Below are 12,263 nucleotides of genomic sequence, written 5' to 3'. Positions count from 1 at the left end.
GGAAGAGCATGCCGGAGTTGCCTGAGGTCGAAATCACACGGCGAGGGATCGAGCCCTGGCTGCTGGGCAGTACGGTCAGCGGGGTCAGGATTCGCCAGCCACGCCTGCGCTATCCGGTGCCCGAGGCGCTGTCCGCCCTGCTCGAGGGGCGACAGGTGCTGGCGGTGCGGCGCCGGGCGAAGTACCTGCTGATCGATTTTGCGCAGGGGGCGCTGCTGATTCATCTGGGCATGTCGGGCAGTCTGCGCGTGCTGCCGCTTGGCAGTGTGCCGGAAAAGCATGATCACTTTGATCTGGAGCTGGGGTCGCACGTTCTGCGCCTGCGCGATCCGCGGCGCTTCGGTGCCGTACTCTGGCTGCCAGCCGGTGAGCTCACGCATCCGCTGCTGGCTTCCCTCGGGCTGGAGCCGCTGGAGGAGGGGTTTGGCGGCAAGGCGCTGGCGCAGCTGCTGGCCGGGCGGAGAACGCCCGTCAAGCTGGCGATCATGGATAGCCACCTGCTGGTCGGCGTGGGCAACATCTATGCTTCGGAGAGTTTGTTCCGGGCCCGCATCCATCCGGCGACGCCGGCCGGACGGCTCGGTCCGGCGCGATGCGCGCGTCTGGCCGAAGAAATCCGGCTGACGCTGGAGGATGCGCTGGCTGCCGGCGGCAGCACGCTGCGCGATTTTGTCCACAGTGATGGCTCGCCGGGCTACTTCCAGCAGCAGTACTTTGTATATGGTCGCGACGGTGAGCCCTGTCGGGTGTGCGGGCGAGGCATCGAGCGCACGATCATGGCCCAGCGGGCCACTTTTCATTGCCCGCGCTGTCAGCGGAAACCGTCCGGCAGCTGACTGACGGCATTTGTCCAACACTTGACGCCGGGCAGTGAATGCAATGGACAAAAGGGCGTTATGCTAAAGACCAATAGTGCCGGTAAACACCGTAGCCACCGTTGATTCGAACCCTTACGGAGCCTGATCATGGCCCTGATTGAAAATTATTCGGCCTATACCCGCTGGCGCGGGGATGTGGCCAATTCCGTCCAGCACCTGCGGTCCTGGCTGAACCAGAACGAGATCGGCGATGCGCAGACTGACGCGCGCCTGCAATACGTGCTGGACCGCCTGCGCGAGGACAAGCTGGTCGTGGCTTTTGTGGCCGAGTTCTCGCGCGGCAAGTCAGAGCTGATCAACGCCATCTTTTTCTCGCATTACGGCAGCCGAATCCTGCCGTCGAGCGCCGGCCGCACTACGATGTGCCCGACCGAGCTGCAGTGGGAAGACGGCCAGCAGCCCGGAGTTCGTCTGCTGCCGATCGAAACGCGCAACCGCCAGGAAAGCATTTCGGAACTGCGCCGTACGGCGAGCGAATGGGTGTTCGAACCGATTGCGCTGGACGACGCCGAGAGTCTGCAGCGCGCCTTTGCACGGGTTGGCGAGACGCGCCTGGTGCCGCGCGACGAAGCCGAACAGCTGGGTTTTCCGATCGATGACACTGGCGTGAATGGCACGCGGCCTGATGCCAATGGCATGGTTGAGATCGCTGCCTGGCGTCATGCCATCGTCCAGTTTCCGCATCCCCTGCTGGAGCAGGGGCTGGTCATCATCGACACCCCGGGGCTCAACGCCATCGGTTCCGAGCCGGAGCTGACGCTCTCGCTGCTGCCGTCGGCACATTCGGTGCTGTACATCCTGGCGGCCGATACCGGCGTGACCCACAGCGATCTGCAGGTCTGGCAGAAGCATGTGAATGTGGGGCACGGTCAGCGTCGCGGCCGGATCGTGGTGCTCAACAAGATTGACGGCCTTTGGGACGGTCTGCGCTCCGAGCAGGATGTGGAAGGCGAAATCGGCAAGCAGGTCCGCAGTGTCGCCTCCATCCTTGAAGTGCCCGAGACCCAGGTTTTCCCGGTGTCGGCGCAGAAGGCGCTGCTTGCCAAGGTCAATCGCGACGAGGCGCTGCTCGAGCGTTCGCGCATTGCCGATCTCGAAGCGGCGCTGTCGGCCGAGCTGCTGCCGACCCGGCAGGAGATCATCCGCGACAACACCCTGCTCGAATGCGGCGAGATCGTCGGTCGCGTAGGCGAGCTGCTGCACACGCGGCTGGTCGGGCTGCGGGAGCAGCTCAAGGAAATGGCCGACCTGCGCGGCAAGAACCAGAGCGTCATCGAATACATGATGCGCAAGGTGCGCGCCGAGAAGGACGAGTTCGACCGCGGCCTGCAGAAATACCACGCGGTGCGCAGCGTGTTCACCAACCTCTCGAATCGCGTGTATTCGCACATCGGCATGGATGCGGTCCGCGTCGAGACGCGCCGCACGCGCGAAGCGATGACGGGCGCGACGCTGTCGCGCGACCTGCGCAACGCCATGGTCGAGTTCTTCGATGCGCTGCGTGCCAAGCTGCGCAACTCGTCGGGCGACATCAACGAAATCACCTCGATGCTCGACGCGATGTACAAGCGCATGGCAGTCGAGCACGGCCTGAAGCTTGCGCCGCCCAATGGCTTCTCGACCCTGCGCTACGAGCGGGACATCCTTCGTCTGGAGCGGTCCTTCAACGAGGAAATCAATACCCTTACCGCGATGGTGACCCACACCAAGGGTTCGCTGACGCAGCGTTTCTTCGAGACCGTGGCGCTCGAAGCGCGCAAGACCTTCGAGCTGGCCAACCGTGATGTGGAGCAGTGGCTGCGCGTCGTGATGTCGCCGCTCGAAACCCAGGTGCGCGAGTACCAGCTCCAGCTCAAGCGCCGCCTTGAAAGCGTGAAGCGGGTGCACGAGGCAACCGGCACGCTGGAAGATCGCATCAAGGAACTCTTCCAGGCGGAAGCCGCACTGCTGCGCCAGATGAAGGAAATCGACGCGATGCGTTTCATGATCGAAAAGGCGCTGGGCAGCGAGATGCGGCCGCTGGCCGATGCGGCCGAGGGCAAGGCTGCCTGAAGCGCCTGCGCCGCAGAAAGAAAAAAACCGGGCCGTGGCCCGGTTTTTTTCTGGTAAGGCCGGATTACTTCTGGGTCAGGCGGATGAACTTGGTCATCAGCTGATCGTGGCTCTCCACGATGTCCGGGTTGTGCGGGATGCAGTCGACCGGGCAGACCTGCTGGCATTGCGGCTCGTCATAGTGGCCGACGCATTCGGTGCACTTATTCGGGTCGATTTCATAGATTTCCTCGCCTTGGGAAATCGCGTTGTTGGGGCATTCCGGCTCGCATACATCGCAGTTGATGCAATCGTCCGTGATCATCAGGGCCATGGGTCAATCCTTTCGGTAATGCGCGGGCCGTCCGGTCGGATGCCGGGCTGGCCGGGTGGAACATTCAGGTCAGAGTTCGAGCAGTTTCTGGCGGATGCGCCGGGCAACGGCCGGATGCACGAAGGTGCTCACGTCGCCGCCGAGCAGGCCGATCTCCCGCACCATGGTGGCGGAGAGGAACATGTTTTCTTCGCCCGGCGTCAGGAACATGGTTTCGACGTCGGGATGCAGGCGGCGGTTCATGCCCGCCATCTGGAATTCGTATTCGAAGTCGGACACGGCGCGCAGGCCACGCACGATCACGCTGGCCCCCTGGTCCCGCACGAATTCGATCAGCAGGCCGGAGAAACCCACGACCTGCAGGTTGGGCAGGTCACCCAGCACTTCATGGGCCATTTCCACCCGTTCGGCGAGCGAGAAGAGCGGCTTCTTGCCGCGGCTTTCAGCCACGCCGAGGATGATCCGGTCAAACAGCCGGGCACTGCGGCGCAGGAGATCCTCGTGTCCGCGGGTGAGCGGATCGAAGGTTCCCGGATAGACGGCGATGCGCTGGTTCATGCGGCAATCCCTGGGGCTGGTTTTTCGAACAGCGCGTAGTGTACCTGACCTGCCTTGCCTTGCCTGATCCGTGTCAGGCCGGCGAAAGATTCCTGCGGGTTCTCGGCTTCGAGGTAGAGCCGGGCGCCCGGTTTGAGCAGCGTCGGGATGGCGGGCTCGAGCCGTTCCAGCCAGCCCTGGCGGTAGGGCGGGTCGAGCAGGACGAGGTCGTACCGGGACACGGTGCTCTGCACGAGTTTCAGCGCGTCGGCCGCGACGAGCTTCACGTTGCCGAAACGGAGCTTTTCCTGCGTACTGCGCAGATGCGCCATGACTTTGGGTGCCAGCTCGACCATCGTGACGCTGGCCGCGCCGCGCGAGGCGGCTTCGAAGCCCAGCGCGCCGCTGCCGGCAAACAGATCCAGGCAGTCCAGCCCATCGAGCTCCTGGCCGAGCCAGTTGAACAGCGTTTCCCTCACCCGGTCGGGCGTGGGGCGCAGGCCGATGGCCTCCGGCACTTCGATGAGACGGGAGCGGTGGCTACCACCGACGATGCGAACCTTGCTCACAATGTCCGGGAAATTCGTTGAAAGCGGCATTTTCGCACGCTCACGGCGCCTGACCCAGCCTGACCGTCACAATTCCCTAATCCACGCTCGCCATCATCAAGGGCTTTCATGGAGGCAGGTATGAACAGGCGGGCGTTTCTGGCGGGGTCTCTTTCGGCAGCGGTGTTGCAGGCCATGCCGGGTCGTGCATGGGCGCAGGACGGAGGCAACCGGCAGGCCATCGTGGTGGGGCAGAGCGTGGATCTCTCCGGCCTCATGCAGAACATCGGGCGGGACTATTTCACCGGGGCAAAGGTCGCTTTCGACCAGCTCAACCAGTCCGGCGGCATCGGCGGCCGCAGCATCCGCCTGCTGCAGCTCGATGACGGCGGCGAGCCCGCCCGTGCAGTGGCCAACGCCACCGAGCTGATCGAAAACTCGCGGGCCGACGTGCTCTTCGGCTTCTGCTCCGAAGCCTGTGTCGAAGCGGTGAGTCGCAGCGAGGTGTTCCGCAGGTCCGGCGTCGATCTCTTCGCGCCCCTGAGCGGGCTGGATCACGATGCGGCGCGCGGCCGGGCGGTGTACCTGCATCCGGGCAGCGCGGAAGAAATGCAGCAGATCATCCGCCGTCTCTCGAACATGACGCTGTCCCGGCTGGCCATCATCCACACCGAGTCCGCGTCGATGCTCGCCTCGGTCAAGGCTGCGGTGGCGGGCTTGCCGGCACTCGGCATCGAGAAGCCCCGCGACTATGTGCTGAAGGACGGGGCGAGCAATGCGGCCGCCCTGATCAAGGCGGTGGCCGCAGATCGCATCCAGGCGGTGATCATCATGGCGGATGCGTTTTCGGCCAGCCAGCTCCTCAAGCCGATGCGCGCGGCCAGCCCGGCACTGTTCATCTGCCTGGGGTCGATGGTGGATGTGGCCACGGTGCAGCAGATTCTCGGCGCCGGTGGTGCGCAGGGCATGATGGTGGCGCGTGCCGTGCCGGACCCGGCCAACACGCTGATTCCGGTGGTGGCCTCATTCAAGAAGACGCTCGCGCGCTACATGGATGAAGCGCCGACCGCGATGTCGCTTGAAGGCTATATGGCGGCCCAGGCGCTGATTGCCGTGCTGCGCAAGTCCGACAGCCCGAGCCGTCTGGCGCAGAACGCCCGCAACCGCATCGGCACGCTGGATCTGGGCGGCTGGAAGGTGGAGCTGGCGAACGAGCGGGCGAGCGAGCGCATCCAGCTCGCCATGCTCACGCGGGACGGCCGCTTCATCTAGCCCGCCGCGCGTTGCTACCTGCCACCGACGATCACGGTGACCAGCTGCTCCGGATTGACATGCCGGGCGAAGGCGGCCCGGACCTGCTCGAGCGTGACGGCGCGGACACGGGCCGGATAGGTTTCGAGCGAGTCCGCCGGGCGGCGGTAGAAACCCAGGTCCGCAAGCTCGCCGAGCAGCTTGGCGTTGCTGTCGAGGCTCAGGGCCAGGCTGTTGATCAGATTCGTTCTGGCGGCTTCCAGCTCGGCCTCGTCGGGCCCTTCGCGCAGGAATCGCGCCAGGGTTTCGCGGACCACCTTGACCGCCTCGTCGGCCTGAGTGGCACGCGTTTCAAGCTGGATCGCGAATACGCCGCCAAAGGCCTGGGCGTCGAAGCCGCTTGAGACGCCATAGGCCAGACCGCGGGCGTCCCGGATTTCCTTCATCAGGCGCGAATTGAAGCCTCCGCCTCCCAGCACATGGTTGCCGACCGACAGGGCCAGCAGATCGGGGTCGTCGCGCGGGACGGCCGGCAGGCCGAGCGCGATATGCGCCTGGCTCGAATCCATCGCCAGCCGGAGCATCCGGCCCGCGGACGGGTTCGGGCGGGGGAGGGCGGTCGGCGTGCTGCCGCGAGGCAGGCCGGCCAGCAGGGTCGAAACCAGCGCTTCGGCTTCGCTGCGCCGGATGTCGCCCACCAGCGTGATCAGTGCGTTCGCACGCGTGTAGTAGCGCTGGTGGAAGTCGAGCAGATCACGGCGGCTGATCCGGGCAAGCGAGGCTTCATTACTGACCCGGCCATAGGCGTGGTCGCCATACACCGCGGGTGCGAAAGCCTCGGCCAGGCGCCCGCCCGGTGTGCTGCGCGACTCGCGCAGGGCTGCGATCGAGCGCTGGCGCTCCCGGTTCAGCACGCTCGCCGGAAAGGTCGGCCGGGCCAGGACGAGACTCATCAGCGCGACCGCGCGATCGCGCTCTGCCGGCGTGCTCAGCACGCGCAGGCTCAGGCTGGCGCGGTCGTCGTCAATGCCGCCACCCAGCTGTGCGGCGATATCGGCAAGGCGATCGGCCAGCGCGTGTTCATCGAGCTGCTCGCCTCCCTGACCGGCGCCGGCATCGAGCAGGGCATTGGTCAGCGCGGCCACGCCGCTCTTGCCGGGCGGATCCCAGGCGGCGCCGGCGGCGAAATCGATGCGGACGTCGAGCATCGGCAGCTCATGGTTTTCGGCCAGCTGGATGCGGGTGCCTTCGGGGCGGGTCCAGCGCTGGACCTCGGGAGCTGCCGCCGCAGGGGCGACGAGCAGGGCGAGCAGGAATGCGGCGAGCGGGCGTGTCATGGGCGGTCTGCGGGAACGGGAATCAGCGTGGCGACGGTGAGACGGGTGTTGTCGAGCAGCAGGCGGGCGGCCGCGCGGACTTCCTCGGCGCGGACGCCACGCAGGGCTTCGGTGAGCGGATCCGCGTCACGCCAGGAGAAACCGGCCATCTCGAGTCCGCCGATCTGCATGGCCTGGCCCATGTTCGAGTCACGCGCGAACACCTTCCCGGCGAGCAACTGCGCCTTGATGCGGGCGAGCTCGTCGGCGCTCACGCCCTTGTCTGCCACCCGGCGGACCTCCGCCCGCAGTGCGCTCTCAAGCTCCGCGAGGCCGGTATGGCCTGCCGGTACGCCTTCGAGAATGAACAGATTCTCGCGGCCACGTGACACCGGGTCGGACGACGCGCCGACCGATTGTGCAAGCCGGCGCTCGCGCACGAGGTGGCGGTTGAGCCGGGCACCGTCGTAAGCATCGAGCACTGCTGCCAGTACCTGCAGGGCGAGTGCCGAGCGGGCCGCCGGCGAGGTGGTGTCCGCACTCGCGAGCGCCGGCACGCGCCAGGCAAGCATCAGATAGGGCAGTTCGGCAGGCGCTTCGAGCGTGACACGGCGAATGCCATGCTGCGGCGGTTCGGCCGGCAGCTTGCGCGCGGGCAGTGCGCGTGCCGCAAGCGGGCCGTAGAGGGATTCCGCGAGCCGGAAAACTTCCTCGTGTGCGACATCCCCCACGATCACGACCGTTGCGTTGCCCGGGCTGTACCAGCGCTGGTACCAGTCGCGCACATCCTGCGCATCAAGCTGATCGAGATCGGTGGGCCAACCGATCACCGGGTGGCCATAGGGATGCGCCTGGTAGATCGACGCCATCAGTGTCTCGGCCAGGCGGGCGCGCGGCTGGTCCTCGATGCGCAGCCGGCGCTCCTCTCGGATGACAGCGAGTTCCTTGGCGAAAAGTCCGTCATCAATCCGGAGATGAGCCATGCGGTCGGCTTCCAGCGTCATCATCTCGGCCAGGCCTTCACGTGGTACCTGCTGGAAATAGGCGGTGTAGTCCTGCGTGGTGAAGGCGTTGTCCGCGCCGCCGACGGCAGCCACCCGCCTGTTGAATTTGCCGGGGCCGACGGTCTCGGTGCCCTTGAACATCATGTGCTCCAGCGCATGGGCAACGCCGGTCGTGCCGGTGGTCTCATCCATGGCGCCGACGCGGTACCAGACCATGTGGGTCACGGTGGGCGCGCGATGGTCTTCCTTCACGATCAGCCGCAGGCCGTTGGCCAGCGTGGTCTCGAAAGGGTTGGCGCGGGCCGGCAAGGCCGTGGCCAGCAGCAGGCCCGACAGGGTCAGGCCCAGAAGGCGAGGCAGGTGCATCTGTTAGACTTCCTCTTCATTTTCACCGGCCGGCGCATGCGCGCCGGACACGCATCATAGAGCCGCACGCCCATGTTTAGTTTCTTCAAGAAATCCGAAGCCGGCGAGGCCGCGCCGGCCACGCAGACGAGCCCGGCGCAGGACGAAGCGCCGAAGGCCTCCTGGCTGCAGCGCCTGAAAGCCGGCTTGTCACGCACCAGCTCGCAGATCGGTGGCATCTTCTCGCGTCGCCGCATCGACGAAGAGCTGCTCGAAGAGCTGGAAGCCACGCTGCTGATGGCCGATTGCGGCGTCGAGGCCACCCAGACCCTGCTGGCCGAGCTGCGCCGGCGCTGGAAGCACGACAAGCTCGAAACCGGCGAGCAGCTGCGCGCGGCGCTGGGCGAGATCCTCGTCAAGCTGCTCACTCCGCTGCAGCAGCCGATGCAGCCTGACGCGCACAAGCCTTTCATCATCATGCTGGCCGGCGTCAATGGCGCCGGCAAGACCACCTCGATCGGCAAGCTGGCCCGGCATTTCCAGAGCCAGGGCAAGAGTGTGCTGCTCGCTGCGGGTGACACTTTCCGCGCGGCGGCGCGTGAGCAGCTGATGGAGTGGGGCCGGCGCAACGACGTCTCGGTGATCGCGCAGGATGGGGGTGACCCGGCCGCCGTGGCTTTCGATGCGGTCAGTGCGGCGCGGGCGCGCGGCATCGACGTCGTCATGGTCGACACCGCCGGCCGCCTGCCGACCCAGCTGCACCTGATGGAAGAAATCGCCAAGGTGCGTCGCGTGGTGCAGAAGGCCGAGCCGAGCGGGCCGCATGAAGTGCTGCTGGTGCTCGACGGCAATGTGGGGCAGAACGCACTCGCCCAGCTCAAGGCTTTCGACCAGGCTATCGGCGTGACCGGGCTGGTCATCACCAAGCTCGACGGCACGGCCAAGGGCGGCGTCATTGCCGCGATCGCCCGCACCCATCCCAAGCCGCTGCGTTTCATCGGCGTAGGCGAAGGCATCGACGACTTGCAGGCGTTCAACGCTGTGGAGTATGTTGATGCGCTGCTGGATACCGGTAACACGACATAAGCCGGCCGACGCCAGCATCCATAAGAACCAAGGAGACAAAAAATGGATATGCGCTGCAGATTGCTGGCGGGTATTGGTGCGTTGACTTTTGCCGGAGCCGGAATGGCTGCAAACCTCGAATATCAGACAACGGGTGTCACGAAAGACAACCTGCCGGCGATCGCCGCACAGCTCAAGCAGAAGATGAGCCCGGTGCAGGGCTGGAGCCCTGCGGTGAAGGACATGGCGGCCTGGCGCAAGGCAGGCCGGGCCAAGGCCTGGGAGCTCACCTGGCAGGCGCCCGACGCCACGCCTTTCGATTCGCAGGTGATCTCCGAAGTCGACCGCGGCAGCTATGTGGCGCGCAAGCTGATCTTCAACCTGACGGCCGAGAGCCGCGTGGCCGGCCTGCTGCTGGTGCCCAAGGGCAAGGGGCCTTTCCCCGCGGCGGTGATGTATCACGACCACGGCTCGAAGTTCGACATCGGCAAGGAAAAGTGGATCGAGCCGTGGAATGACGAGGCGAAGCTCGCGTCCGCGCAGGGCTGGGCCAAGAAGTTCTTCACCGAACGCTTCCCGGGCGATGAACTCGCCAAGCGCGGCTATGTGGTGTTCGCCACCGATGCGCTCGGCTGGGGCGATCGCGCCGGCATGACTTACGAGGCGCAGCAGGCGCTGGCCGCCAACATGTTCAACATGGGCTCCTCGCTGGCGGGCCTGATGGCGCTTGAAGACACGCGTGCGGCGGAGTTCGTCGCCAGCCTGCCCGAGGTGAACAAGAAGCAGGTGGCAGCCGTCGGTTTCTCGATGGGCGCTTTCCGCGCCTGGCAGGCCGCGGCATTGAGCGATGCGGTGACTGCATCGGTTGCCGTGAACTGGATGGCGACCGGCGAAGGCCTGATGGTGCCGGGCAACAACCAGCTGCGTGGTGGCTCGGCCTGGCAGATGCTGCATCCGGGCCTGCTGCACTACCTCGACTACCCCGATGTGGCCGGTCTGGCCGCACCGAAACCGATGCTGATCTATGCTGGCGAGAAGGATGTGCTCTTCCCGATGGATTCTGTGAAGCAGGCGTTTGCCAAGATGGAAGGCATCTGGGGCGCCTGGAAGGCTGGCGAGAAATTCGAGAGCAAGGTCTGGCCGGGCGGCCATGTGTTCGAGGCCCCGCAGCAGGACTATGCCTACGACTGGCTGGATCGCCAGTTCGGCATCAAGCGCTGAAGGCCGAAGGCGAATCCGTTGCGCGGGCCCTGCTCGAGGCGGCGGCGTTCAGCGGATTGATCCGCTCGCGACAACTTTCCTTCCAGCTTTGAAGCTGCAAACGAGGGCGCCTTCTGGCGCCCTTTTTACGCCAGTACGGTGCGCGCCTGCGCCCAGCTGCGCAGCTCGGCCATCGACTCCGCCATCAGTATCGACAGGGGCCGAGTGCGGGCCATTTCGGCCGCGAGCTGAGCGCTGTCCAGAGGGCTTCGCGCGGCATGGGCTTCGTACATCGCAGCCACGATCGCCTGCTCGATTTCGGCGCCGGTGAAGCCCTCGCTCGCACGGGCGAGCTGATCGAGGTCGAAGCGGGCGGGGTCATGCTTGCGACGTGCGAGGTGGATGCGCAGGATGTCGCTGCGCGTGCCGGCATCCGGCAGATCGACGAAGAAGATTTCGTCGAAGCGCCCCTTGCGCATCAGTTCGGGCGGCAGCGCGCGCACGTCGTTCGCGGTGGCGGCGATGAAGACCCGCGCATCGTGCTCGGCCATCCAGGTCAGCACGGTGCCCAGCACCCGCCGGCCGAGGCCGCCGTCGGTGTCCGCCGAGCCTTGCGCGAGCGCCTTCTCGACTTCATCGAGCCACAGCACGCAGGGCGCGAGCGACTCCGCCGCCGCGAGTGCGGTGCGCAGCTTGCGCTCGGTTTCGCCCTGGAACTTGTCGAACAGACTGGCCATATCAAGGCGTGCGAGCGGCACATTCCAGGCGCCTGCAATCGTGCGGGCGGCGAGGCTCTTGCCCGCGCCCTGCACGCCGAGCAGCAGCACGCCACGCGGCCATGGCAGGCCGTTGTCCTGCCCGGAGAACGCCGCCTTGCGCAGCGTGAGCCAGCGCTTGAGATGAGGCATGCCACCCACCGCGGCGAGGTCGCCGGCGGTGAATTCGATTTCGAGCGCGGATTCGGCACACATCTCGCGCTTGACCTGGATCACCCGGGCCACGTCAGCGCGGGTAATGGCGGCGTCATCGCGGATGGCGAGCCGCAACAGGCGTCGCACATCCTCTTCGTTGAGGCCGACCAGATGCTGCACCAGCAGATCGGCTGCGGCCTGCTCGCCCTGCACCTTGCGGCCTTCCCGCGAGCGCGCGAAAAGCTCGATTTCCTCGGCGAAGATGGCGCGGATGCGCGTGGCGTCCGGCAGGCTCAGGCTCAGGAAGATCGCATGGCGGGCGATCTCGGGCGGCAGCGTGATGCGCGGCCCGATCAGTACCAGGGTGCGCGAGCGCTCGGCGTGACCGAAGGCGATCTCGCGCATCAGGCGTTGCACGGCCGCTTGCTCCAGGAAGGGGTGAGGGTCGAACATCAGATAGAGCCCGGCTTCGCCATGCTTGTCGACATGCTGGAGCGCGGCCTGGATTTCGTGGGTATCCGGGATCTCCTGACGCTGCCCGCTGCGCCCGCCGGACTCCGGCTTCCAGCCGTCCACAGTTTGCCAGGCCGGCTGGCGCTCGCTGCCATAGCGAAAATTCTGATGCACCAGGCCATCGGCCACACTCCATTCATGCAGCGCCAGATCCTGCTCCGCGGCGAGCCGCTGCAGCAGCGTGCGGGCACGAGGCTCTTCATGGGTTTCGATGCAGAGGATCGGGAAACGGGAGGCGAGGGCGCTGCCGAACTGGTCGAGGTCTGTCATGGCAAGGCGGGGGATGAGCGGAAATGCCATTGTATTCATCCCGCGGCCGACGGCTTCCGT

At 66.0% G+C, this 12,263-nt stretch carries 11 protein-coding genes; 5 read left to right on the top strand and 6 right to left on the bottom strand.

The genetic code is table 11. The features are described 5' to 3' along the window. Positions 1-8: 8 nt before the first annotated feature. Positions 9-836, top strand: coding sequence for a bifunctional DNA-formamidopyrimidine glycosylase/DNA-(apurinic or apyrimidinic site) lyase (mutM, locus tag ABDB87_RS03945; RefSeq protein ID WP_345924258.1), 828 nt, complete (start codon positions 9-11; stop codon positions 834-836). 129 nt (positions 837-965) lie between these two features. Next, positions 966-2,930 carry a dynamin family protein gene (locus ABDB87_RS03940; protein ID WP_345924257.1) on the top strand — a complete coding sequence of 655 codons (1,965 nt, stop codon included), beginning with the start codon at positions 966-968 and terminating at the stop codon, positions 2,928-2,930. Positions 2,931-2,994: 64 nt separating this feature from the next. Here the strand turns inward: ABDB87_RS03940 and ABDB87_RS03935 are convergent, their stop codons facing one another. The 3 genes from ABDB87_RS03935 to rsmD form a co-directional block, all read right to left on the bottom strand. Continuing rightward, complete coding sequence (locus tag ABDB87_RS03935) at positions 2,995-3,243, bottom strand: YfhL family 4Fe-4S dicluster ferredoxin (RefSeq protein WP_345924256.1); 249 nt, start codon at positions 3,241-3,243, stop codon at positions 2,995-2,997. Positions 3,244-3,312: 69 nt separating this feature from the next. Next, complete coding sequence (gene coaD, locus ABDB87_RS03930) at positions 3,313-3,801, bottom strand: pantetheine-phosphate adenylyltransferase (RefSeq protein WP_345924255.1); 489 nt, start codon at positions 3,799-3,801, stop codon at positions 3,313-3,315. Next, the gene (gene rsmD, locus ABDB87_RS03925) at positions 3,798-4,349 is read right to left on the bottom strand and encodes a 16S rRNA (guanine(966)-N(2))-methyltransferase RsmD (RefSeq protein WP_345924254.1); all 552 of its coding nucleotides are present in this window, start codon (positions 4,347-4,349) and stop codon (positions 3,798-3,800) included. Before rsmD ends, coaD begins: the two co-directional genes overlap by 4 nt. A gap of 120 nt (positions 4,350-4,469) precedes the next feature. Between rsmD and ABDB87_RS03920 the strand changes: the two genes are divergently transcribed. After that, entirely contained in the window at positions 4,470-5,600 is a 1,131-nt protein-coding gene (locus ABDB87_RS03920) for an ABC transporter substrate-binding protein (protein WP_345924253.1), read from the top strand. Between the two features lie 14 nt (positions 5,601-5,614). Here the strand turns inward: ABDB87_RS03920 and ABDB87_RS03915 are convergent, their stop codons facing one another. Both ABDB87_RS03915 and ABDB87_RS03910 read right to left on the bottom strand, forming a co-directional pair. After that, positions 5,615-6,916: a M16 family metallopeptidase gene (locus ABDB87_RS03915; protein WP_345924252.1), complete on the bottom strand. Its 1,302-nt coding sequence runs from the start codon at positions 6,914-6,916 to the stop codon at positions 5,615-5,617. Then, positions 6,913-8,265 (bottom strand): M16 family metallopeptidase, encoded by a 1,353-nt coding sequence (locus ABDB87_RS03910; RefSeq protein ID WP_345924251.1) that lies wholly within the window; start codon positions 8,263-8,265, stop codon positions 6,913-6,915. The genes ABDB87_RS03915 and ABDB87_RS03910 overlap by 4 nt, the downstream gene beginning before the upstream one ends. Positions 8,266-8,337: 72 nt before the next feature. Here ABDB87_RS03910 and ftsY point away from each other — a divergent pair, with 72 nt between their 5' ends. Then, positions 8,338-9,330, top strand: coding sequence for a signal recognition particle-docking protein FtsY (gene ftsY, locus ABDB87_RS03905; RefSeq protein WP_345924250.1), 993 nt, complete (start codon positions 8,338-8,340; stop codon positions 9,328-9,330). Between the two features lie 102 nt (positions 9,331-9,432). Next, positions 9,433-10,530: a dienelactone hydrolase family protein gene (locus ABDB87_RS03900; RefSeq protein WP_345924249.1), complete on the top strand. Its 1,098-nt coding sequence runs from the start codon at positions 9,433-9,435 to the stop codon at positions 10,528-10,530. A 125-nt stretch (positions 10,531-10,655) separates the two neighbouring features. Here ABDB87_RS03900 and ABDB87_RS03895 read toward each other — a convergent pair whose 3' ends face one another. Further along, complete coding sequence (locus tag ABDB87_RS03895; RefSeq protein WP_345924248.1) at positions 10,656-12,233, bottom strand: AAA family ATPase; 1,578 nt, start codon at positions 12,231-12,233, stop codon at positions 10,656-10,658. Positions 12,234-12,263: the final 30 nt, after the last annotated feature.

The sequence above is a fragment of the Uliginosibacterium paludis genome (assembly GCF_039631355.1).
Lineage (GTDB): Bacteria > Pseudomonadota > Gammaproteobacteria > Burkholderiales > Rhodocyclaceae > Uliginosibacterium > Uliginosibacterium paludis.
The sequence above is the reverse complement of the archived record's forward strand: the minus strand, read 5'-3'. Positions and strand labels throughout refer to the sequence as shown.